The organism is Lysinibacillus sp. G4S2 (genome assembly GCF_030348505.1).
Taxonomy (GTDB): domain Bacteria; phylum Bacillota; class Bacilli; order Bacillales_A; family Planococcaceae; genus Lysinibacillus.
The window spans coordinates 2,427,262-2,450,916 of the sequence record NZ_JAUCFJ010000002.1; the positions used below are offsets into that span (position 1 = coordinate 2,427,262).

The following is a 23,655-nucleotide window of genomic DNA, read 5'->3' on the forward strand; positions in this document are numbered from 1 at the left end:
AAAAAAGCTTAAAGCTGATCTACAATAACAGCTTAGTTGGACCAGGTATTTTTTTCGCACTACTATTTTGTCTTCCGCTAGTTAGATCTAATTATACACTCGCTATTTTTACGATGATTGGGTTTTATGCATTAGTATGTATAGGTTTAACGATGCTAACAGGCTACGCTGGACAAATTTCATTAGGACATGCAGCTTTTTATGGAATTGGTGCCTACACATCTGCTTATATGACAGCTACATTAGGTGTATCTCCATGGTTAGCGATAGTAGTAGGGGCACTTATTTCTGCACTTGTTGCTTTATTAATCGGCATTCCTACATTTAAGTTAAAAGGTTATTATTTAGCGTTAGCAACATTAGGGTTTGGCATTATTGTGTATACAGCATTTAAAGAATTATCATCGATTACAGGAGGCTCGAATGGCTTCTTCGGTATACCGAGTATCAGTTTATTTGGCTTTGAATTCATGACAGATCAAAGCTACTTCTATCTTATTTGGTTTTTTGTTTTTATGGCTCTTATTTTCTCGCGGAATATTATTCACTCAAGAATTGGGCGTGGCTTACGTTCGATTGAGGGTAGTGAGATTGCAGCGGATGCTGTTGGTGTAAATTTAATGAAATATAAACTACAAATCTTTGTTACAAGTGCTATTTTCACATCCATTTCCGGCTCGCTATTAGCACACTATGTAACATTTATTAATCCGGATTTATTTACAGCGAATACGTCCATTTATTTTTTAATAATGGTTATTATCGGTGGCTCCAATAGTATTTGGGGTGCCATCGTCGGTTCAGCTACGTATGTTCTGCTTGGTGAACTATTAAAACATTATGTGCCAATCATCTTACCTAACGTTGGAGGGGAATTTGAAATTGTCTTCTTCGGTGTATTGCTAGTGCTAACATTAATTTATATGCCGAATGGATTAGTCCCTCAATTTATAAAAATCGCTGGAAAACGTCACAAGAAAGAACGCTCTGCACCAATCGCGTTCTCCATCGATACACGAGCTACTGGAGGTAAAACAAATGACTAACAAAGAGCTGATCTTAAGTGTAGAAAACTTAACGAAAGTGTTCGGCGGGGTAGTTGCTGTAGACAATGTTTCCTTCGCAATTAATAAAGGTGAAATATTCGCTGTGATCGGTCCTAACGGTGCAGGTAAAACAACACTTTTCAATATGATAACGGGGGTATTGCCAAGTTCATCAGGGAATGTCTACTTCCAAGGCAAGCGGCTAACACGAAAAAAGCCTTATCAAATTGCACAGGCAGGTATAACAAGAACATTTCAGAACTTAGAAGTATTCGATAATATGACGGTTGTCGAGAATGTAATGACCGGTGCACATATTACGATGAAAACAAATATTTTAACGGCTGGACTACGTTTACCGACTGTCGTTAAAGAAGAGGTACGGACAATGGAAAGAGCGCTGCAATGTTTAAAGGATGTAGGAATTGCCGATTTTGCCTATGAAATGTCCGATAAATTACCTTATGGCAGTCAGCGACTTCTGGAAATTGCGCGTGCAGCCATTTCCAAACCTCAACTCATTTTACTAGATGAACCAATGGCGGGTTTAAACGCTGAGGAATCAAGACAATTAGTCGAAGTCATTTTAAAAATGCGCGCAGAGGGAATGACTTTTTTATTCGTCGAACATGATATGGAAACGGTTATGTCTATTTCAGATCGTTTAGTTGTTGTTGATAACGGGGTCAAGATTGGAGAAGGTACACCGGAAGAGATTTACAAAAATCCAAAGGTTGTGGCGGCATACTTGGGCGATGATGAAGCGGAGGAAGGTGTGTCATATGCTTAAAATCGAAAATTTACATACCTATCATGGGCATTTACACGTTCTTGAAGGTATTGATTTCGAACTATTAGAAGGGGAGTTACTATCAATTGTCGGATCAAATGGTGCTGGGAAAAGCACGCTCCTCGGTACATTAGCAGGTGTCTATTCAGCGAGTGAAGGAAAAATTGAATACAAAGGATTAGATATTACGAAAGATGGTGTACAAAAGACAGTTGCCAATGGGATTTGTTTAGTGCCGGAGCGAAGACAAATTTTTTCTTCATTATCGGTTAAGGACAATCTGATGCTTGGTGCTTATCATCGCTATAGTAGAGATAAGAAAACGGTGCACCGAGACTATGAGGACATTGTGGAATTATTTCCGCGCTTAAAGCAAATGCTTAGTCGTCCAGGTGGTTTACTTTCAGGGGGCGAACAGCAAATGGTGGCGATAGGACGAGGTTTAATGGCCAATCCGAAAGTTTTGATGCTTGATGAACCATCATTAGGACTTGCTCCTTTAATTGTCAAAGACATTATGACTATTTTACGTAGATTATGCGATGAACGAGGTGCCACGATCATTTTGGTCGAGCAGAACGTCAAAGCTGCATTGAAGGTGGCTGACCGTGCCTTCGTTTTAGCCCATGGTAAGATGGCCATTTCAGGTACTGCACAAGAGTTGTTGAATGATCCGAAAATCCAAGAAGCATACTTCGGTAAAGCGCAGACAAAATCGAAAGATGGAATACAGGTATAAAATAGCTTCGTCAAAGATTCCTCCTAGTTACAAGTGTGTCCTGTAACTAGTGAGGGATTTTCGTATGACAAAAAGATGTGAGAAACCTATTTAAAGCTTAAAAGGCCTCTCACATCTTTGTTATAGGATGAAATTATCATTTTTACGATAAACCATTGCTTCCATTGTTGCACATAATTCATCATTGCTCCAAACATGAATGCGATACCAGGCTAAACGACGAGTTTTTTTAACTTCTTCTGCGACAGCTGTTAGTGGGTGTTCTGCCAAGCCTGCGCTCATGTAATGTATGGTATTCGTTACACCGACAGCGGTTTTACCGTAAGAATTACTAGCTGCTGCAAAAGCGTAGTCAGCTAATGAAAAAATGATCCCTCCATGTACAGTACCGTGTGTGTTTAACATATGGGATGTTGGAGAAAGTATGACTTTTGCAAAGCCTGCTTTTAATTCAACTAATTCCATTCCTAAGTAATTTGCGTATGGCTCCTTTTTTAAAGCTTCAAAAATATCGTCATAATATTTTTCGTGTTGTTGAGCTTCTGTTAACGTCATCGTAAACTCCCCTTTGCTTTTTAAAAAATTTAGTTTTCCATTCGTCTGTTTGTAATTTACGTTATAAAATGTTCATACAAAATAAAAACGAATGAAATAAAAGTGAAATATAAAACAAATTTAACATTGATCATTTGGAAAGTAAATGTAATAACGTAGTTTTGTTGAATTATTTTGAATTTTCGATTGTTTTTTGTGATTATAGTTGATTTAACAGGGTTTTTATAAAATACCATTTGTAATTCGATGTAAATGTTAACTAAGATAAAACATTCGAAAGCGATTTAATTAACAACTATAAATAGAAAAAATAAAATATATTGACAATTCGGATAAATAAGTTTATCGTAAAATTAATTACGGAATACAAACTCTCGTAATTTATTTGTTACATCGTTTGATTTCGTTGTGACGAATTGTAATAGCAAAAGGGGGGGCTAGGAAAATGTATCATCTAGAAATAGAAACAGCTTCAAGGGGAGAAATGGAAAGGATTCAACTAGAGCGTTTAAAAGCAACAGTTGAAAATGTCTATCACAACACACCATTCTATAAGGAGCAATTTGATCAGCTTGGGGTTAAGCCAGCTGATATTCAACGTTTAGAAGATATTCGCAAATTGCCATTTACGAAAAAAATAAATTTACGTGAGCAATATCCATTTAAGCTTTTTGCCGTACCGATGGATGATGTAGTGCGCATTCATGGTTCTTCGGGAACTAGTGGAAAACCAACAATTGTCGGTTATACAAAAAATGATATCGATATGTGGTCGGGACTTTTAGCTCGCGCTATTGTTACCGCAGGGGGACGCAAATCAGATATTTTTCATAATGCATATGGATACGGTCTATTTACTGGAGGGATAGGTTTACACTACGGAGCTGAAACATTAGGAGCGGCCGTTGTGCCAGTCTCGGGAGGAAATACAGAACGTCAAATTACATTAATTGAAGATTTTAAACCGCGAGGCATCGCAGGGACACCTTCTTACATTCTAAACATCGCTGAAAAGATGGAGGAAATGGGCATTGATCCAGCGACGAACGGGATTGAATATGGAATTTTTGGTGCAGAGCCTTGGTCCGAGGAAATGCGTAGTGCCATTGAGGATAAATTGAAAATTCGTGCAATGGATATTTACGGTTTAAGTGAAGTGATGGGTCCTGGTGTTTCGATTGAATGCTATGAGGCACAAGATGGTTTACATATTGCAGAAGACCATTTCTTCGTTGAAATTATCGATCCGGATACGTTAGAACCTGTAGCTGATGGAGAAGATGGTGAATTGGTTATCACAAGTTTAACGAAGGAAGCGCTACCAATTATTCGTTATCGTACGGGTGATATTACATCCGTTACACGTGAAAAATGTAAATGTGGACGCACAACAATGCGAATGGCGCGTGTGAAGGGGCGAACAGATGACATGTTAATTATTCGTGGCGTTAATGTCTTCCCATCTGAAATCGAGCGTGAGTTGTTACAAATTGAAGGTTTGGCACCACATTATCAAATTCATTTGTTGAAAAAGGGCAATATGGATGCGATTGAACTACATGTTGAGTTAACGCCAAGATTATATGAAAAAGTAGGAGGCGACCTAAGTCATCCGCTTATTCAATTACTGACAAAGGAAATCAAGCACGATTTGAAAAATGCCTGCTTAATTTCCGTTAGTCTGGTCATTGAAAATATTGGTGCAATTCCTCGCTCTGAAGGAAAAGCCATTCGTGTCATTGATAGAAGAAAGGAACAAAAGGAGGTTCTGCAATGATTGATGCTGAGCAAATAAAAGATGTGACAATTATTGGCGGGGGGCCAGTTGGTATGTTTGCCGCCTTCTATGGTGGTATGCGAGGCATGAGCGTCAAAATTATCGAAAGCCTTCCTCAATTGGGTGGCCAACTTGCTGCGCTTTATCCGGAAAAATATATTTATGACATTGCAGGTTTTCCGAAAATTCGCGCACAAGATCTCATCTTTAATTTAAAAGAACAAATGAATACGTTTCCACTGGATGTTTGTACGAATGAATCTGTACAAACAATCGAAAAAGATGAAAACGGTATTTTCAAGCTTGAAACGACTACGGGTACTCATTATTCACGTACAATACTGATCACTGCTGGAAACGGTGCGTTTAAAGTTCGTACGCTTGACTTAGATGGAGAAGAAAAGTATGCACAACGTAATTTACATTACTTCATTAATGACCTTAATGCTTTTAAAGATCGGAACGTGATGGTTTTTGGTGGCGGTGATTCAGCAGTCGATTGGGCGATGATGCTAGAACCAATTGCGAAAAAGGTCTCTATTGTCCATAGACGTGATAAATTCCGTGCACATGAACATAGTGTAGAAAACTTAATGCAATCGTCTGTTGAGGTGATTACACCTTATGTTCCTGAAGAACTTATAGGGGAAGAGCGTATTACACATGTTAAATTAAAGCATGCAAAAGACGACACGCAGCAACCAATCTATGGAGTCGATGATATTATTGTAAACTTTGGTTTTGTTTCTTCTTTAGGTGCCATTAAAGATTGGGGCTTAGACATTAACAAAAACTCCATCGTCGTTAATTCACGTATGGAAACGAACATTCCAGGTATTTATGCGGCTGGAGACATTTGCACATATGATGGGAAAGTAAAGTTAATTGTTAGTGGTTTCGGAGAAGCACCTACTGCTATTAGTAACGCGAAAGTATATATTGACCCAACATCTAAAGTGCAACCGTTGCATAGTACGAGTGTAATGGAGGAAAAAAAGAAACAACTTACTTAATGCTATAGGTTTGGGAAAGGAATGAGTATATGGTGAAATTCACTAGAGTAGATCAAGATACATGTATTGCTTGTGGCGCATGTGGCGCATCGGCTCCGGATATTTTTGACTATAATGACGAAGGAATCGCGTATGTTATTTTAGACAATAACCAAGGTTGTAAAGAAGTTCCGATAGATTTATATGATGATTTAGAGGATGCGATGGAGGGCTGTCCAACAGAATCAATTAAAGTAGCAATCAATACTAAGGTCTTGTTGGAAGTGTGATTTTTTTTGCCCTCCAACATAACATAAAAGTAACGATTATCGAAATTTAGTTATATGAGGAGGTTTTTACTATGAGTATCGTATCACAAATATCTGAACAAGAATTACAGGAGCAATTTGAGGCGCGTATTGCTGCTGGAGAGAAGATTGAAGTAGATGATTGGATGCCGGAAGAATACCGCTTGGCACTAATCAAATTAATTTCAATGCATGGTATTAGTGAAATAATGGGGGCTCTTCCTGAGAAAGAATGGGTTCCGAAAGCACCGACTTTATATCGAAAGCTAGGGATTATGGCGAAGGTTCAAGATGAGATGGGACATGGTCAATTGTTATTACGCGTAGCAGAGGATTTGCTTAAACCATATGGGAAAGATCGCGGCGAGATAATGATTGATTTATTCGAAGGACGTCTTAAGTTCCACAACGTATTCCATATGGAAACAAAATCATGGGGGGATGCAGGTTTAATTGGCTGGCTTGTAGATGGTTCAGCCATTATTTCACAAACTAACATGTTAGGTTCCTCATACGGACCTTATGCGCGTGCCCTTCAACGTATTTGTGCAGAAGAAGTATTCCATGCACAACACGGTGAAGCCATTATTATGGCATTGGCAGAAGGTACACCAGCACAGCGTGCACTTGTACAAGATGCGGTAAATCGTTGGTGGGAATCACTATTATTTTTCTTTGGCCCAGCATCAAAAGACACAACAGGTACTAGTAAACAAGATCTCACTATTAAATATAAAATTCGTGTCTTAACGAATGAGGAGCTACGCCAAAGTTTCTTAACAAAATATGTTCCTCGTATTCAATCGATCGGTTTAACTGTGCCAGACCCAACTTTGCACTTTGATGAAGCGCAAAATAAATGGATTTACCAAGAACCTAACTGGGAATATTTCAAAAAAATCCAGCGCAACGAAGGTCCATGTTCACAAGAACGCTTAGCGCTTCGTCGTTCATCTTACGAAAACAACGCTTGGGTACGGGAAGCATTAACGGCTCTAGTAAATTAACTCTTTAGAGAGAGGAGGATCACCCTTGGAAAAGCAATCTTTCTATCAAGAATTTGAAGTATTTAGTAAACGAACAGCAACAGCAAATTTTCAACATCAGTTTAGCCTTTTAGCACCGAATGGAGAAATGGCGATAGTTATGGCACAGGAAAACTTTATGCGTCGGGAGCCTGTAGTAGACATTTGGGTCGTCAATCGCAAACATTTACATGGTCTAACTCAAGACAGTAAACAAGCGCTGCAACGCCTAGACAATAAAGATTACCGTACAACAAAAGGCTATGGCTATTTAAAGAAAAAATGGCGCCACTATGAACAAGTTATGTTGGATGAAAAAGAAATCCTATCTTGGGCAGGAGGAGGGGAGAAAAATGAATAACGAAGGAACACCTGACTATAAAAAAGCGGTCATTACACTTCTTTATCAATTAGCGGATGATGATTACTTATTTTCATATCGTGGCTCCGAGTGGCTTGGGCTGGCGCCACATATTGAGGAAGACGTAGCATTCTCTTCCATTACACAAGATACGATGGGGCATGCGAACTTATATTACACACTTTTAGAGGAGCTAGGCGAAGGCACTTCAGACGCATTATCGCAGCTTCGACCTAAAGAGGAACGTTGTAATAGTCTTCTTGTTGAACGCCCGAATGGGGAAGGTTACTACAAGGAAGCACCGAATTACGACTGGGGCTACGCAATTGCACGCAATTTTGTCTATACAACGGCGAAAAAAGCGAAGATAGATGCACTAAAGGCAAGTAGCTATGCCCCAATCCGAGAAGTGGCTATGAAAATTAGTACGGAGCTTTATTATCATCAAATGCATTGGACAACATGGTTTACGCAATTATGTACAGCAACAGAGGAATCACGTTCACGCATGATAGCAGCATTACAGGAAGTAATGAAAGATGCTGGTGATTTATTATCATTTGGCCAATCAGTTACGGACATAACAGCATGTGAATTAATTGAGTCAGAAGCGGCCATAAAAGAACGTTGGTTGGCTATTGTAACACCAACTTTTGAAGCGGTAGAAATCCCTATTCCTGAACTCCCAGCACCGATTATTAATGGTCGCAACGGTCAACATACAGACGATTTAACATCGGCAATCGAAACGATGTCAGAGGTGTATCGTTCTGATTTGGCGGCAAGCTGGTAAGGAGGGTAACGATGACAACTACTGATCTGCACGAAGCGCACATCTATGAGGTGTTGGGTACAGTGAAAGATCCAGAAATTGATACGGTGAGTATTATTGACCTTGGCATGGTTGAACGTGTGCATGTGGATGATGGACATATCCGTATTGAAGTACTACCAACATTTTCAGGATGTCCTGCACTGACAATTATTCAACAAAATATTAAAAAAGCAGTTGAACAACTAGAAGCCGTTCGTGAGGTAAGTGTCGTGTTTATAAATAATCCTACCTGGACTTCAGATCGTGTAACAGCGAAGGGGCGAGAAGGACTAAAGCAATTTGGTATTGCACCACCACCTCGTTTTTTACAAGAAGATGGCTCTTGGCATGTCGATTGCCCGTATTGTGGCTCTACGTATGTCACGCTTGAAAATATTTTTGGTCCAACAGCGTGCCGCAGTATTTTATATTGCAAAAGCTGTAAAAATCCATTTGAGGCAATGAAACTAATTTCTACTTCGATGTAGACAAAGGAGCGTATTTTACTATGGCAAAATTAATCGCGTTATATAAACACCCTGTTGATAAAGCAGCATTTGATGAGCATTACGAAAAGGTTCATACTCCGATTACTGCGAAAATCCCAGGCTTACGTGAAATGAAAGTGACAAAATTTAATTCAACTCCAATGGGCACAGAAACGCCATACTACTTAATGTGTGAAATGACCTATGATAGCGCAGAAGATTTAAAACATGGGCTACGTTCACCAGAAGGGAAAGCATCTGGTAAAGATTTAATGAGCTTTGCAAGCGATATCGTCACATTAATCATCGGTGAAGATGCGTAATGACAGCATTCACCTTTATTGAAATAACGATGGATAGTGGGATCGGGTATATCTACTTAAACCGCCCTCGCCAATACAACTCATTAAATCGTGCAATGGTACGTGAAATTGTGCAGGCGATGGAAATGTTTGATCGTGACGAACATGTGCAGGTCATCGTTTTAGCTGGAAATGGAAAAGCATTCTCATCCGGTGCAGATATTGATGAAATGGTGGCAGACAATACAATCCGTTTAGAGCTATTAAATCAATTCGCTGATTGGGATCGTATTGGGCAAATTAAAAAGCCGATTATCGGTAGCGTCAAAGGGTTCGTATTCGGAGGTGGCTTTGAATTAACCCTCTGCTGTGATGTATTAATTGCTGCAGAGGGCACAGAATTTAGTTTCCCTGAAATAAACCTTGGTGTAATGCCTGGTGCAGGTGGTACACAGCGCTTAACAAAACTAGTAGGGCGAACAAAAGCATTAGAGTGGATTTGGAGTGCGGCTCGAATTACTGCCGATGAAGCGCTCGCATATGGCATCATCAACAAAATTGTACAGCCAGAAATATTAATAGAAGAAACACATAAAACAGCGATGATGCTCGCGCAAAAACCTGCCCTCGCTTTACGACTCATAAAGGAAGCGGTCAACAAAGCTGTAGACTACTCGCTCTATGAAGGGATGCAATTTGAACGGAAAAATTTCTATGTATTATTCTCTTCGGAAGATCAAAAAGAAGGCATGCAAGCATTCGTTGAAAAACGTCAACCGAACTTTAAGGGGAGATAGTTATGTTTGAAACTATTCAATACGAACTAAAAGAATCCGTAGCTTATATTTCATTAAATCGTCCCGACACATTAAATGCTTTCACGGCACAGATGAATCACGAAATTCGTACGGCCGTCAAACAAGCTTCTATAGATGATGCGGTACGTTGTATTGTACTACGCGGTGAAGGACGTGCATTTTGTTCGGGTCAGGATCTTTCAGTAATTGATGAAGATACTAAACTTGGTGATATTTTAGCAGATTATTATGGTCCGATGGTACAACAACTTCATAGCTGTGAAAAACCGATTATCGCAGCTGTGCATGGTGCAGCGGCAGGGGCTGGCTTTAGTTTAGCCCTTGCTGCCGACTTTCGAGTGATGGCGGAAAAGTCATTCTTTATGAACGCCTTCATCCATGTAGGGTTAATTCCAGATTCTGGGAATTTATACTACTTAAAACGATTAGTTGGCGACGCTAAAGCGCTTGAAATTTCTGTACTCGGTCAACGGATTAAACCAGATGAAGCCAAACAATTAGGGTTAACGACAGCTGTCTATAGCAATGAAACATTTGAAGAGGATGTGCATGCATTCGCACAACAGATTGTCCAGTTACCGACTAAAGCAATAGCTCTTATTAAACGTAATATCAAGGCAGCAGAACACTTAAAGTTCGAGGACTTCCTTGCATACGAAGCGCAAAGTCAAAGTATTGCTGGAGCGACAGACGATCACCAAGAAGGTATGAAAGCATTTGCAGAAAAAAGACAACCACAATTTAGCGGACAATAAAAAAGGAGTGAATAACAATGGCACAACAAGTACAAGAGCAAGTTTCAGTAAAACGTGATTTTTATCATTTAATTATTAATGGTGAAAAAGTGGAGAGCAGTAATGGTGGGACATTCCAAACAATTAATCCTGCGACGGGTGAAGTTGTAGCGACTGTCGCAAAAGCTTCACAGGAAGATGCGGAACGTGCGGTACAAGCAGCTCGAGAAGCATTTGATTTCGGAAAATGGAAGCAATACCCTGTCAATCGTCGTGCACAAGTGCTCCATAAAATTGCTGCTATTATGCGTTCTCGCTTTAATGAAATCGTAGAGCTAGAAATGCTTGATACAGGAAAATCACTTGGCACAGCACAGGGTCAAGTAAATCAAGCGATAGAAGATTTCGAATTTTATGCAGGTGCGATTGTTGGTCATCGCGGAGCAGTAAATAATATGCCAGGTCAATTCCATAATTACACGGAAAAAGAGCCAGTTGGAGTATGTGCACAAATTGTCCCTTGGAATTACCCACTGATGATGGCTGCATGGAAGATTGCTCCAGCTATAGCCGTTGGATGCTCCGTTATTGTGAAACCAGCTTCTTTAACCCCTTTAACAGCGATCGTGTTAGGTGAAATTTGCTTAGAAGCAGGTGTACCGGCAGGGGTTGTCAACATCATTCCAGGTTCAGGGAAGGATGTAGGAAATTACTTAGTTGAACATCAGCAAGTCGATAAAGTAGCTTTCACAGGTTCAACACCAGTCGGCAAAGGAATAATGGAAAAAGCTTCTCAAACATTAAAACGCGTTACATTAGAGCTAGGTGGGAAATCACCAAATCTAGTATTCGAAGATGCAGATATCGATGCGGCAGTAGATGGCTCACTATACGGCATTTTCTATAACTCAGGGCAATCCTGTGAAGCACGTTCACGCTTATACGTACACAAAGACATTTACGATGAGTTTTTAGAGAAATTTGTCGCGAAAGCAAAAGCCATTAAACTAGGTGATCCATTCGATAAAGGGACTCATATGGGGGCAATTATCGACCAAGACCAATTAGATACGATCGATGGCTATGTGAAATCTGCCATTGAAGAGGGTGCAACTATTTTAACAGGTGGCAAAGTGGCAGCTGTAGAGGGCTTTGAAAATGGATTCTGGTATGAGCCAACTATTATTGCTGACGTAAATCAATCCATGAAAGTTGTGCGTGAAGAAATATTTGGTCCAGTAGTGATTGTGATGCCATTTAGCGATGAAAAAGAAGCTATTCGTCTGGCGAATGATTCAGAGTTTGGTTTAGGCTCAGCGGTTTGGTCAAAAGACGGTGCACGTGCTACTCGTGTAGCCAATCAAATTCAAGCAGGAATCGTTATGGTCAATTGTCCATTCTCTGCAATGCCAGGTACTCCATTTGGTGGGTATAAGCAATCTGGTTTCGGACGTGAACTATGCATCGAAACGTTAGATTTATATACAGAAACAAAAAGTATCATTTCATATTATGGTAGCCGCCCACTAAATCCACTAGGCGTCTAACGACAACAAAAACCATATGCGATGAGATCAACGCTCTTCGCATATGGTTTTCACAATAAGGAGGTTGCTTAAATTGAGAAAAGTTATTGTCATCGGATCAGGGGTTATGGGACGTGGAATTGCCTACGTATGTGCAGTCAGTGGCTTTGAAACAGCTATTATAGACATAAACGAACAAGCGTTACAAAATGCACAAAATGAAATTATCTCCATTTTCGAAAAATCTGTTGTACGCGGAAAATTAACGGCGCAACAAGTACAAGAAGCGATGTTACGCCTGACTTATGTGACAGACTTAGCGACTGTCGCCAGTAAAGCAGATTTAATCATTGAAGCGGTACCCGAAAAAAGGGACATAAAACGAGCCGTCTTTGAGCAGATGGAACAGTTTGCATCCCCTCACTGTTTATTTGCAACAAATACTTCAACAATGAGCCCAACAGAAATTGCTTCCTATGCAAAACGACCTGAACAAACAATCGCGATGCACTTCTTTAATCCCGTCCATAAAATGGAGCTTGTTGAGATTATTAGAGGCTTGGAAACAAGTGATGAGACAGTTCAAACCATTTGCGAAATTGCTAAAGAAATGGGCAAACAAACGGTTGTCATTAATGAGTTTCCGGGTTTTATTACAAGTCGTATTAGTGCGCTCGTCGGTAATGAAGCCTTTTACATGTTACAAGAGGGCTTAGGTAGACCAGAAGACATCGATAAAGCTATTAAACTCGGCTTGAATTATCCTATGGGACCATTCGAATTGGTCGATTTAGTCGGTCTTGATGCACGTCTAAATAATTTACGATATTTACATGAAAAACTCGGTGAAAAATACCGCCCAGCACCACTGCTCGAACAATATGTACAAGCTGGACGTTTAGGGCGAAAGAGTGGGAAAGGTGTTTATGACTATAATGAGCAAAAAGAGGTGGTAAAAAATGACTGATGTCGTGATTGTAGATGCTGTACGTACACCGATTGGACGTTATAAAGGTGCATTAAAAACTGTTCGCCCGGATGATTTAGCTGCCGTTGTCATTAAGGCACTTATAGAACGTAACCCAAAAGTGCCAGCTGAACAAATTGAGGATGTTATTTTCGGAAATGCCAACCAAGCAGGAGAAGATAATAGAAATGTCGCCCGGATGGCTGCTTTACTTGCTGAGCTACCAATTGAGGTAGGGGGTACAACCATTAACCGACTTTGTGGTTCAGGAATGGATGCTATACATTTTGCAGCTCGTGCAATTAAGAGTGGTGAAGGGGATATGTTTATCGCAGGTGGTACAGAAAGTATGACACGTGCACCATTTGTCATGGGGAAACCAGAAGTTGATTATCCAAGAGGCGATCAAAAGATGTTTGATACGACGATTGGCTGGCGTTTTACGAACCCTAAATTGCAAAGCATATACGGAGCAGATACAATGCCCCAAACTGCTGAGAACGTAGCAAAGCGTTTTCATATTAGCCGTGAGGAACAAGATGCATTTGCCTTTGAAAGCCAACAACGTGCGAAAAAAGCGATTGCCACAAACCGTTTCGCAGAAGAAATCGTACCTGTTTACGTGAAAGATAAAAAAGGAAATGAAATCATCGTAGATACAGATGAACATCCACGCCCAGATACAACATTAGAAGCACTTGCCAAGCTACGACCTATTTTTGAAAACGGGACTGTGACAGCCGGTAATGCATCTGGCGTGAACGATGGTGCCTCAGCACTATTACTAATGAGTGCAGAAAAAGCAAAAGAGTTAGGTATAACACCATTAGCACGATATGTAACAGGTGCTGTTGCAGGATTGGAGCCTGCTGTTATGGGTTTAGGTCCTATCTATTCTTCAAGAAAAGCATTACAACGAGCTGGTCTAACAACAAATGACATCGGTTTATATGAAATAAATGAAGCATTTGCTTCCCAAGCATTAGAATCTATGAAGCAACTTGAACTAAATCCAGAGAAAGTTAATGTCAATGGAGGCGCTATCGCATTTGGTCATCCACTTGGTGCAAGCGGTGCCCGAATAGTGACAACATTACTTTACGAGATGAAAAAACAAAACGTACAATATGGCCTTGCTTCCATGTGTATTGGCGTTGGGCAAGGGATTGCAACGATTATTGAAAATATCGAATGATAATTAAAAAGAAAATGGTCAAGGGAATTATTGTGGCGCTTTAAATGAAGGTGATTTCCGTGCTAGACTACTCATCTTAATCGAACGTAATAGGCTTATAATAGTGACGCGATTGTATATCTGTTGTTGCTACCACTACGCTGTCGCACAGGCCCAGACGCCCCTAGAAAGGAGCTGGGCCGGAACGGTAATCACCCCTCGTTTTGCCCCAAAGTCATACTTTTTTAATACGACACCTTAATTTCATTGACATAAAAGTTTTTCAAACAATATGAAACGGCGCAATCGATGTGCCGTTTTTTTCTGAAATAGACAAATGAAAAAGGAGAGTTTGCAAATGAAAAGTATTTCATTTAGAATAGAAAATTATATTGCTTATGTAACAATAAATCGTCCAGAGGTGTTAAATTGTTTCAACTATGATACGTTGTCGCAACTGCAACAAGTAGTGGACGAATTACATATAGATGAGAATGTCTGCGTAGTAATTTTTACAGGTGCAGGCGATAAGGCATTTAGTGCAGGTGCAGATTTAAAAGAACGAAAAACATTAACGACACAAGAAGTACGTAGAAACGTGCGAGCAATTCGAGACGTGTTTAACAGTATAGCGAATTTACCACAACCAACTATAGCGGCAGTCAATGGGCATGCACTAGGGGGTGGATTTGAATGGTTACTAGCATGTGATTTTGCGATTGCAGTGAACGAGGCACTACTCGGACTAACAGAAACAAGTTGGGCAATAATTCCAGGTGCAGGTGGTACACAACGATTACCACGGTTGATCGGCGAAATGAAAGCGAAGGAAATGATTTTAACAGCTGCGAAAATTACAGCTTCTGAGGCAGCGTCATTAGGCATCGTGTTAAAAACAGTAACCCGTGAGTCGTTGTTAATAGAATGCGAATCACTCGCGATGCGGATGATGCAAAATGGGCCTGTAGCTGTTCGTCAAGCAAAATATGCCATTACACAAGGGATGAATACCGATATTCAAACGGGTCTTGCCATTGAATCCAAGGCATATGAGCTAGTCATTCCGACAGAAGATCGTCTTGAAGCATTACAGGCATTTAGTGAGAAACGCCAACCTGCATTTCAAGGAAAATGAGTAAGAAAGTAGGGGGAGAGAATGGGCGCTAATACACAGTCGATGATTTTTACGCTCTATGGCGATTATATTATGCATTACGGTTCAAAAATTTGGATTGGTAGTTTGATTCGTCTATTAAAAGAATTTGGTCACACAGAGCAAAATGTACGCGTTTCTGTATCTAGAATGGTCAAACAAGGATGGCTGCAATCAGAAAAACGAGGGAATCGTAGTTATTATTTTTTAACAAAACGCGGTGAAAAGCGGATGCAAGAAGCGGCCAATCGTATTTTCAAATTAAAACCGACGAAGTGGGATGGAAAATGGCGACTTTTAATGTACTCCATTCCAGAGGATAAGCGCCAAATTCGGGATGAATTACGAAAAGAGCTTTTATGGAGTGGTTTTGGCTCCTTTTCGAATGGCTGTTGGATATCTCCCAATAATTTAGAAGAAGAGGTTAAACTACTCATTCAAAAATATGATGTTGCTAATTATGTAGACTTTTTTACAGCTGAATATATAGGCCCTCATGATCATGAAACGCTGATTGAAAAAAGCTGGTCGTTGGCTGAGATTGAAGCACGTTATGAGAAGTTTATGGATCAATATAGTAAGCAATATATTATCCATCAAAGTGCAATCTCAAGAAAAGAAATGTCGGATGCGGAATGTTTTGTAGAGCGTACAAATCTTGTTCATGAATATCGTAAATTCTTATTTATCGATCCAGGACTGCCACAAGAATTATTACCGCCTATGTGGAGTGGAAATCATGCTGCGCTATTATTCCAAGAATATTATAAATTACTTGAAGGTCCATCATACCGTTTCTTTGAAGAAATATTTCATGCAGATAATTAAAAAGCGAAAAAAGAGCTTGTCCATATTTTATTTATGGATAAGCTTTTTGTTGTTGAAAAACTATTGTGTCAGTGAAATTAAGGTCATATTAAAGTATGGCTCTTGGGCAACAAGAGGGGGTGATTTCCTTTATGGTTGGGCGCTTTGTTGCTGACGCTTTGCTTTCGCTACAGAAAACATTTGTCGCTGACGCTTCGCTTTCGCGCAGATAAAACATTTGTAGCTGACGCTTTGCTTTCGCACAAAGCAAAGCTTCCTGGGGGCGTCCGATGAGCCGCTGTGCTTCGCTCCGGGGTCTCATCTGTGAGGCTGATCCCCAAGGAGTCACCCAGCCTCCACTACAATCAACCGCTTCACAAGGCGTGTATCTTTTGGTGCAAGTCGCTCTAATTAAAGTAATAAAAGGAATTTTTAGTAAATATATGCGACAGCAATATTCGAAAACATAGTGGCAATAACAACAGATGTATAATCGCGTCACTATTATAAGTCTATATTGTTCAATTATGGCTCTTCACCATAACGTGTGGTTGATTTCTTTGATAGAAAGAGCTTGTTTTTCGATAAAAGCCCAAATAGTTTCGATAAAATGAGATTTTGTTTCGATAAAAGCTCAAAAAGTTTCGATAAAGAGCGATTTTGTTTCGATAAATCTTCAAAGTATTCCATAAATGTCAACCGCAACTTTTGGTGATGAGCCATTTTTAGTAAATATGTACGAAAGCTTAGCGGTATTAATAACAGATGTTAAGTCACGGTTATAAATTTATAAGAAATATTGTCGCGCTTTAAATGAGGGGAATTTCAGTTCCAACGATAGCGAATTGTTTTTACAAATTTTACAAATTCCGACAGGCGTGTTGATTAGGAAAAAATAGGTTTATGCTCGCCCACAGTGAAATCGTCGCGTTTTAATTAACGAATATGGATAAATGGTTAATCGCCACGTCTGATAGTTCAAAAGTGAACGCCAGGGCTAATCCATTTATAGAATCATGATAGAAGATGTTATTTTGGCGATAACCTGCTCGTTTTGGGAAACCGTGGCCTCTACATAGCATGTTTTTCGCCCTTGTTTGACAATTGTTGATTCAATCATAGTAGTACCTAAATGAAGTGGTCGTAAAAATGTTGTTTGCAGATTAATCGAAGCGAACCCTTGATGTTTTTCTAATATAGAAGCCATCGAATAGGCCATCGCGATATCTGCTGCAGAAGTAATGAATCCACCCATTACGACTTGATGACCATTTAAAAAACGATCATCCACCTCCCAAGAGCAAGTGGCTTTTCCTGCAATAGCCGATATTACTACGATACCTAATGTTTTATCACACGCTGGTGGTTCAACTTCGCCATTAATCACTCGTTTTAAATCGATCATAGTCATAATTGAACACTCCGAACTGAGTCTTTGAAATTATTGTGTAATGAACGATTTAGACGGTTCTGAGCATCTTCCATCATATTCTCGATAAGAGTCGCAACAGTCGGTAAGTCTCGAATGATTCCTGCAATTTGACCGCTATTCATAAAACCACCTTGTTCAAGACCTTCAATAGCCCCTTTAATATGAAAAGTTTCGGAAGTACGTTCTTGATAGTCGGCGAGTGTGATACCTTTTGCCTCGTCAGCAAGCAATGATGAGGCATACGGTGAATGTAACACACGACGAACCTGACCAATCGAGCGTCCTAGAATGACGGTTTCCACATCGGTTGCATCGAGTAGCCTTTGTTTAAAGGTCGGATGTACAGGCATTTCCTCTGTTGCAATAAAGCGAGTTCCCATCTGTACACCTGATGCTCCAAGCGTTAATGCAGCAGCTAATCCACGTCCATCACCAATGCCACCTGCTGCTACAACAGGTACAGAAACAGCATCAACTACTTGAGGAATTAATGTAAAGGTTGTTAATTCTAGATTGGAGTTAATTCCCGCAGCTTCAAAACCTTCTGCAACGATGACATCTGCTCCGCCTTGCTCGGCTTTTATTGCTTGTTTAACAGATGCGACAACAGCAATTACACGAATATGATGAGCATGCAATTTCTCGATATATAATGTCGGATTACCTGCCGATAATGAAACGACCGGTATTTTATGTGTAATAGCTAATTGTAATAATTCTTTAGTATGAGGATTGACATTGATTGGCACATTGAGAGCAAATGGTTTTTGCGTAAGTTGCTTCGTAGCTACAATGCGTTCCTCAACTTCAGCAGGTGTCATTGTTCCACAGCCAATTGTCCCTAAGCCACCTGCATTCGATACTGCTGCCGCAAGTTTAGGACTACTGATATTACCCATTCCCCCTTGAATAATTGGATATTGAATTGCTAATACAGAACATAATTGATTCAAAAATAGCACCTCCGTTTAAAATATGTTATACTAAATTCTAGCAAAATATTCAGATGAATGAAAGGATGAATTTTATGGAGATTACATATGCTTTTAAAGAGCCAAATGTTCATGATTCAGTATTTCAAGCACCAGGCACGTATATTATTGGAGATGTTACGATTGGTGAACAATCATCTATTTGGTTTAACGCCGTACTACGGGGGGATGAAGATAGCATCACGATCGGAAACCGCTGTAGTATTCAAGATAATGCAACTATTCATCTATATGAAGGGGCTCCAGTCGTTGTAGAAGATGAAGTAACAGTAGGCCATCAAGTAGTTTTACATGGTTGCAAAATTGGTCGCCGTTCGATTGTTGGAATGGGCTCTGTTATTTTAGATCATGCTGAAATTGGGGAAGAGTGCATTATTGGTGCAAACACACTTATTACACAAGGCTCGAAAATACCACCACGCTCATTGGTCGTTGGCTCACCAGGAAAAGTCGTACGCCAGCTGCAAGATAAAGACATCGAGTTAATCCAACTATCAATCGACACATACGTTCAAAAAGGAAAAGAATTTAAAGAAATAATAGAGAATAAAAGTTAAACCATTTGTGAGGATTGAGTTCAGTATCGTCTAGAACTTAATCCTTTTTATTTTGCCTTCATTTGTCTTTGATAGTGTCTTTGAAAATGAGCAGGGTGCTTGACTCAAACTTAATGAGCTTGGATTTATAAATGAGGAGTGATAAATGCAAGGTTATCATTTCTCATTTATCCACACTATATAGTATTATAAAGTGTAGAAATAAGGAGTGTGAGAATATGAGATTCATTAAATTCCTTCTGATCATTTTAATTTTCCTCGGTGTTATTGGGTATGGGGTTTATCATTATGGTACAAAATTTGCATCTGATAAGATATCTGAGACGATATCAACAGAATTAAAGAACAGCGGACAAAAAGATGAAATTAAAACTACTATTGAACAAGACCCACAACTAAAAACATATATGGAAGAGGCTAAAACTGCAGACAGCAGCAAATTGCCGTTTACGACTAAAGAAGAAGCTACAAAAGTATTAATTCAAAAAGTTGGTATTTCGGAGCTTAATAATATAAGAGTAAAAGTACAAAATGGTTCAATGACGAAAGAACAGGTCATTCAAGAAATGGAAGGTAAATTAACAGAAGATGAAATTATGGCTTTAAAAGTAATCGTCTATAAAGAATTATATCAATAGAACGTTGAAGGAACGAAAAAAAGAAAAAGCAACGTTGCATTATATTGCAAAAGTTTAGGACATGCCACTGAAGCATGTCCTAATTTTTTTGCTTTCCAGAGAGAAGCAGTCCATCTTTCAAAGAAAATAGTTAAGCATTGTCCCTTATCGTTGTAAAAACCTGTATATAAGTTAATAAAGAGGAATTGCTAAATTATGTGATTGGTTGACACGCAATTGTCAATTTATCTCAAAGGCAAAAAGGAGGGGCATCATGGTAATATTTAGAGTTCAAAAAAAAGATAACTATGTTGTGTTGGATAAAGGATTTTTGAATGACACTCGTTTAAGTTGGAGAGCAAAAGGATTGCTTGCTTATATGTTGTCATTGCCAAATGACTGGTTATTTTCTATTTCTGATTTAGCCATTCGTAGTAAGTGTGGTCGAGATACAACGGCTAACATTATCAGAGAGCTAACGTATGCTGGCTATATTCAAAAGGAGCAGGGCAGAACAAACCTTGGAAAGTTTTGCAAAATGGATCTCTTAGTGTTCGAAGCACCATCAGCTGCACCGCTTACTGAAAATCTGGTAACGGATAAATCGTCGACGGAAAACCCGCAGACGGAAAGTCCACAGACGAAAAGCCCGTTGATGGAAAGTCCGCAGAAGGAAAACCCGTTGGCGGAAAGCCCGCAGAAGGAAAACCCGTTGACGGAAAGTCCGCAGAAGGAAAACCCGTTGATGGAAAGTCCGCAGAAGGAAAACCCGTTGATGGAAAGTCCGCAGAAGGAAAACCCGTTGATGGAAAGTCCGCAGAAGGAAAACCCGTTGATGGAAAGTCCGCAGAAGGAAAACCCGTTGACGGAAAGTCCACTGACGGAAAACCCGCTAACGGAAAATCCGTCACTACTAATTAATAAATCACTAAATAATAATTTACTAAATAATAAGAACAATGATGAAAGGAGACACTGCTCAGCAGAAAATCTTCCGAAAACTCAAACGGCATTCCAGTTTTATGAGCAAAATGGCTTTGGTGCTCTAGCTTCTCATGTAGCATACAAAATCGGTCATTGGATTGATGATCTTTCGGAAGATCTTGTAATTCATGCTATGAAACTAGCTGTAGAAAATAATGTAGTCCGCTGGAATTATGTTAACAAAATTTTACATGATTGGACTAACAAGAAGTATAAAACGATCGAGGAGGTAGAAGCGGGTCGACTTCGATTTGCAACTCAAAAAAAACAACAACAACATCATTCTATTCGATCTGATCAACAAGGGCGTCAGGAAGTTGTTCCTGAATGGTTCCATCAGCGCCATGAAAATAACGATGATACAGAATCGGCGCAAGCTATTGATTTTGAAGCTGAACGTCAAAAAATATTGGAAACATTAAGGGAAGTGACCAGGAGTGCAAAGGTGTAGATAAAAGCCGCCCATTTCAAGATGACAATTTTGTCAGATAACTGACATGTCCCGAAATTTAAGGAAGAGCAAAAATAGATAGTAATAAGAGAAAAGGTTGTACTTTTTTTGGATATAAACCTTTTAAACAAGGAAAAATCGTCCGTGTTTATAGAATTTAGAAGGTTACACGAGTGATTCAAAAATAATGAATGTGGATGAGTTACCAAACAATATTAAGGAGAAATTTAATAAGAATTTGATCCGAGTTTGCAAGTGTTTAATCAAAAAAGGGGCTTACTCATAACGTTTGAGCGAGTTCCTCTATCACATCGATGTAAAATGATATTATAAAGATAAAAAATGTTGTCGGTAATTTTCTAATATTGTAAATTAGGGGAAGAAATAAAATAAATCAAAAGATGGAGAGATAACTTCATGTTGAAATTTATAGGCTCTGGAAGCGCATTTAATACGAAATTAGGTAATAATTCTGCTTATTATAAAGTAGGTAATCAGATGTTACTGATTGATTGTGGCAGCAATATTTTTCACCGAATTAAAGAAAATAATATACTGGAAGGTATCGAACACATCCATGTATTGGTAACGCACACTCATGCAGACCACGTAGGTAGCCTCGCTGATTTTATTTTTTATAGTTATTATTGTCATGGAGAATTGGCAAAATCTAATGTAACTGTTTATTCCGTACATGATGTGAAAATTGATGAGTTGTTGGTCATCAATGGTGTTATTCCAGACCGTCATTGCATAACAAAAAAATTTCATTCAGATACCGTGTACACACTTAATTTCTGTAAAGTACTATTTGAAAAATCTAGTCATGTTGAAGAGATCCCTTCTTATTCAATTGAATTATATATTGATGACAAGCTTATTTATTATACAGGAGATACAAATAGTCTAAAATCATCTTTACTAAATCCACATGAGGCGACGAAGGTATATGATTATGTTTACGTAGATACTTGTAAAGCAGATTATGAAGGCAATGTGCATTTGTCATTACGAAAACTTAGTGAATTAGTTAGTCGTGATATACGTTCCACATTTTGGTGTATGCATTTAGATGAAGGCTTTGACCGACAAGAAGCTGAAACGTTAGGATTTAATGTTGTGAACAATGAATTTTAGTTCCTTGTTCTAACGATGGGGGAAGAGTTTTTTCGATACATTTTTAGTGTAGATGCAGAAAGTGATGAAACTATTTCAGTAGAAGGTATGGTAAATAATTAATTCAATGAAATAAGGAAAAAGCATATATGACCAAGTTTCAATTAATTTTGAACTTGGTTTTTTATTATGTAATGTTAATTCAAAGTATCCATACCATAAATGAAAAAGTAATAATTATAGGGTGTGTTTATATCCAAATTTTATAAATTTAGGTATTGATGAGCAATGAATAATAGTGTATATTGTTTATAAAGTATATATACAATATGCGTTTTAGGGTATTGTAGCACTTGGATAAATAGAAGGGGAGTTAGTCAAAATGGCAGATACAATAAAAAAAGATCGTCCTATTCGAAATCGAGATTGGATGAAGACTTTGGGAGCATTTCTTGTGTTGCTATTATTCTTTTTCCTTTGTGAAACTTATTCATGGCCACTATTCAGAAAATTTAACGAAGGATCATTATTTGGGAGAATTTCTAATTCAGAACTTTTTGTAGAATGGTTTACTCCATATAATACCCCCCAATTTAATCTGTTCACTGCATTCTTTGCTATTACATTACTTCCAAGTACAATAATAGGTGCCGTAAAAGATATCTTTTCTAGAAAATAAAATAAATAAAATCCCTCATACTTGAGGGATTTTATTGTATGTGCGCCCGGCATGCGTATGAACTATAGGGTGCAAGTCCCGAACCCCGAAGACAGAAGTAGAGGTTAGCCAAGAGCAAGGGTGTCCGTGGCGACGCGGAATCTGAAGGAAGCTGGAGGCAAAACACCGGTCCGAGGAACACGAATCTCATATAAGGCTAGGTATGATTGGATGAGTGTGCATAACAACACAAAGTCCTTTCTGTCGAAGGTCATATCGAGTAAATGAGGCGGATAGATGGTGTGAAAGTGCATGCGCTTACCCGGGGAGGTCTGATGGAAACGCAAAGTACACTTTGTAACCTACTTAGCGATAGGTAGCTGAACCATCAGAAGTCAGCAGAGGTCATAGTACCATTCACTTCTAGAATGAATGGGAAGGACCGAACAATTCGGAGAGAATAGCCCTTGGC

General features: G+C 39.1%; 28 protein-coding genes. 23 read left to right on the plus strand and 5 right to left on the minus strand.

The window, feature by feature from the left end:
- Nucleotides 1–47: 47 nt before the first annotated feature.
- From QUF91_RS12405 to QUF91_RS12415, 3 genes are read left to right on the plus strand one after another with little or no spacing between them, the layout of a single operon-like run.
- On the plus strand, nt 48–1,046 hold the full coding sequence (locus tag QUF91_RS12405; RefSeq protein ID WP_289420068.1) for a branched-chain amino acid ABC transporter permease: 999 nt from the start codon (nt 48–50) through the stop codon (nt 1,044–1,046).
- Nucleotides 1,039–1,836, plus strand: a complete 798-nt coding sequence (locus QUF91_RS12410) for an ABC transporter ATP-binding protein (protein WP_289417973.1) — start codon at nt 1,039–1,041, stop codon at nt 1,834–1,836. The genes QUF91_RS12405 and QUF91_RS12410 overlap by 8 nt, the downstream gene beginning before the upstream one ends.
- On the plus strand, nt 1,829–2,575 hold the full coding sequence (locus QUF91_RS12415) for an ABC transporter ATP-binding protein (RefSeq protein WP_289417974.1): 747 nt from the start codon (nt 1,829–1,831) through the stop codon (nt 2,573–2,575). The genes QUF91_RS12410 and QUF91_RS12415 overlap by 8 nt, the downstream gene beginning before the upstream one ends.
- Before the next feature lie 120 nt (nt 2,576–2,695).
- On the opposite strand, the gene QUF91_RS12420 is transcribed toward QUF91_RS12415, so the two are convergent.
- A complete protein-coding gene (locus tag QUF91_RS12420) occupies nt 2,696–3,130 on the minus strand; it encodes a PaaI family thioesterase (protein WP_289417975.1) in 435 nt (144 codons plus the stop codon).
- A 445-nt stretch (nt 3,131–3,575) separates the two neighbouring features.
- On the opposite strand from QUF91_RS12420, the gene QUF91_RS12425 reads away from it, so the two are divergent.
- The 15 genes from QUF91_RS12425 (at nt 3,576) to paaX (ending at nt 16,397) form a co-directional block, all read left to right on the plus strand.
- Nucleotides 3,576–4,907 (plus strand): phenylacetate--CoA ligase family protein, encoded by a 1,332-nt coding sequence (locus tag QUF91_RS12425; protein ID WP_289417976.1) that lies wholly within the window; start codon nt 3,576–3,578, stop codon nt 4,905–4,907.
- On the plus strand, nt 4,904–5,920 hold the full coding sequence (locus QUF91_RS12430) for an NAD(P)/FAD-dependent oxidoreductase (protein WP_289417977.1): 1,017 nt from the start codon (nt 4,904–4,906) through the stop codon (nt 5,918–5,920). Before QUF91_RS12425 ends, QUF91_RS12430 begins: the two co-directional genes overlap by 4 nt.
- Before the next feature lie 29 nt (nt 5,921–5,949).
- Nucleotides 5,950–6,189: a ferredoxin gene (locus QUF91_RS12435; RefSeq protein WP_285397964.1), complete on the plus strand. Its 240-nt coding sequence runs from the start codon at nt 5,950–5,952 to the stop codon at nt 6,187–6,189.
- 71 nt (nt 6,190–6,260) lie between these two features.
- Nucleotides 6,261–7,214: a 1,2-phenylacetyl-CoA epoxidase subunit PaaA gene (paaA, locus tag QUF91_RS12440; protein WP_289417978.1), complete on the plus strand. Its 954-nt coding sequence runs from the start codon at nt 6,261–6,263 to the stop codon at nt 7,212–7,214.
- 25 nt (nt 7,215–7,239) lie between these two features.
- Nucleotides 7,240–7,593, plus strand: a complete 354-nt coding sequence (gene paaB / locus QUF91_RS12445; RefSeq protein WP_289417979.1) for a 1,2-phenylacetyl-CoA epoxidase subunit PaaB — start codon at nt 7,240–7,242, stop codon at nt 7,591–7,593.
- On the plus strand, nt 7,586–8,386 hold the full coding sequence (paaC, locus tag QUF91_RS12450; RefSeq protein ID WP_289417980.1) for a 1,2-phenylacetyl-CoA epoxidase subunit PaaC: 801 nt from the start codon (nt 7,586–7,588) through the stop codon (nt 8,384–8,386). Before paaB ends, paaC begins: the two co-directional genes overlap by 8 nt.
- Before the next feature lie 11 nt (nt 8,387–8,397).
- Complete coding sequence (gene paaD / locus QUF91_RS12455; protein WP_285397960.1) at nt 8,398–8,895, plus strand: 1,2-phenylacetyl-CoA epoxidase subunit PaaD; 498 nt, start codon at nt 8,398–8,400, stop codon at nt 8,893–8,895.
- Between the two features lie 20 nt (nt 8,896–8,915).
- A complete protein-coding gene (locus QUF91_RS12460; protein ID WP_285397959.1) occupies nt 8,916–9,218 on the plus strand; it encodes an EthD family reductase in 303 nt (100 codons plus the stop codon).
- A complete protein-coding gene (locus QUF91_RS12465; RefSeq protein ID WP_289417981.1) occupies nt 9,218–9,994 on the plus strand; it encodes an enoyl-CoA hydratase/isomerase family protein in 777 nt (258 codons plus the stop codon). The genes QUF91_RS12460 and QUF91_RS12465 overlap by 1 nt, the downstream gene beginning before the upstream one ends.
- Before the next feature lie 2 nt (nt 9,995–9,996).
- Nucleotides 9,997–10,770: an enoyl-CoA hydratase-related protein gene (locus QUF91_RS12470; protein ID WP_289417982.1), complete on the plus strand. Its 774-nt coding sequence runs from the start codon at nt 9,997–9,999 to the stop codon at nt 10,768–10,770.
- A 17-nt stretch (nt 10,771–10,787) separates the two neighbouring features.
- The gene (locus QUF91_RS12475) at nt 10,788–12,296 is read left to right on the plus strand and encodes an aldehyde dehydrogenase family protein (protein ID WP_289417983.1); all 1,509 of its coding nucleotides are present in this window, start codon (nt 10,788–10,790) and stop codon (nt 12,294–12,296) included.
- Between the two features lie 73 nt (nt 12,297–12,369).
- Nucleotides 12,370–13,242 carry a 3-hydroxyacyl-CoA dehydrogenase gene (locus QUF91_RS12480; RefSeq protein ID WP_289417984.1) on the plus strand — a complete coding sequence of 291 codons (873 nt, stop codon included), beginning with the start codon at nt 12,370–12,372 and terminating at the stop codon, nt 13,240–13,242.
- Nucleotides 13,235–14,437 carry a thiolase family protein gene (locus QUF91_RS12485; RefSeq protein ID WP_285397954.1) on the plus strand — a complete coding sequence of 401 codons (1,203 nt, stop codon included), beginning with the start codon at nt 13,235–13,237 and terminating at the stop codon, nt 14,435–14,437. Before QUF91_RS12480 ends, QUF91_RS12485 begins: the two co-directional genes overlap by 8 nt.
- A gap of 337 nt (nt 14,438–14,774) precedes the next feature.
- Nucleotides 14,775–15,551 (plus strand): enoyl-CoA hydratase-related protein, encoded by a 777-nt coding sequence (locus QUF91_RS12490; RefSeq protein WP_289417985.1) that lies wholly within the window; start codon nt 14,775–14,777, stop codon nt 15,549–15,551.
- A 21-nt stretch (nt 15,552–15,572) separates the two neighbouring features.
- A complete protein-coding gene (gene paaX / locus QUF91_RS12495; RefSeq protein WP_285397951.1) occupies nt 15,573–16,397 on the plus strand; it encodes a phenylacetic acid degradation operon negative regulatory protein PaaX in 825 nt (274 codons plus the stop codon).
- Between the two features lie 88 nt (nt 16,398–16,485).
- Here the strand turns inward: paaX and QUF91_RS12500 are convergent, their stop codons facing one another.
- From QUF91_RS12500 to QUF91_RS12515, 4 genes are all read right to left on the minus strand, one after another.
- Entirely contained in the window at nt 16,486–16,698 is a 213-nt protein-coding gene (locus QUF91_RS12500; RefSeq protein WP_289417986.1) for a hypothetical protein, read from the minus strand.
- Nucleotides 16,699–16,901: 203 nt separating this feature from the next.
- The gene (locus QUF91_RS12505) at nt 16,902–17,066 is read right to left on the minus strand and encodes a hypothetical protein (RefSeq protein WP_289417987.1); all 165 of its coding nucleotides are present in this window, start codon (nt 17,064–17,066) and stop codon (nt 16,902–16,904) included.
- A gap of 316 nt (nt 17,067–17,382) precedes the next feature.
- Nucleotides 17,383–17,787: a PaaI family thioesterase gene (locus QUF91_RS12510; RefSeq protein ID WP_289417988.1), complete on the minus strand. Its 405-nt coding sequence runs from the start codon at nt 17,785–17,787 to the stop codon at nt 17,383–17,385.
- Nucleotides 17,784–18,761: an NAD(P)H-dependent flavin oxidoreductase gene (locus tag QUF91_RS12515; protein ID WP_285398592.1), complete on the minus strand. Its 978-nt coding sequence runs from the start codon at nt 18,759–18,761 to the stop codon at nt 17,784–17,786. Before QUF91_RS12515 ends, QUF91_RS12510 begins: the two co-directional genes overlap by 4 nt.
- A gap of 74 nt (nt 18,762–18,835) precedes the next feature.
- Here QUF91_RS12515 and QUF91_RS12520 point away from each other — a divergent pair, with 74 nt between their 5' ends.
- From QUF91_RS12520 to QUF91_RS12540, 5 genes are all read left to right on the plus strand, one after another.
- Entirely contained in the window at nt 18,836–19,357 is a 522-nt protein-coding gene (locus QUF91_RS12520) for a gamma carbonic anhydrase family protein (RefSeq protein ID WP_285398594.1), read from the plus strand.
- 218 nt (nt 19,358–19,575) lie between these two features.
- Nucleotides 19,576–19,995, plus strand: coding sequence for a hypothetical protein (locus QUF91_RS12525; protein WP_285398595.1), 420 nt, complete (start codon nt 19,576–19,578; stop codon nt 19,993–19,995).
- 253 nt (nt 19,996–20,248) lie between these two features.
- A complete protein-coding gene (locus QUF91_RS12530; protein WP_289417989.1) occupies nt 20,249–21,409 on the plus strand; it encodes a DnaD domain protein in 1,161 nt (386 codons plus the stop codon).
- 417 nt (nt 21,410–21,826) lie between these two features.
- Complete coding sequence (locus QUF91_RS12535) at nt 21,827–22,546, plus strand: MBL fold metallo-hydrolase (RefSeq protein ID WP_289417990.1); 720 nt, start codon at nt 21,827–21,829, stop codon at nt 22,544–22,546.
- A 361-nt stretch (nt 22,547–22,907) separates the two neighbouring features.
- Nucleotides 22,908–23,204, plus strand: a complete 297-nt coding sequence (locus QUF91_RS12540; protein ID WP_285398599.1) for a YfzA family protein — start codon at nt 22,908–22,910, stop codon at nt 23,202–23,204.
- Nucleotides 23,205–23,655 lie beyond the last annotated feature (451 nt).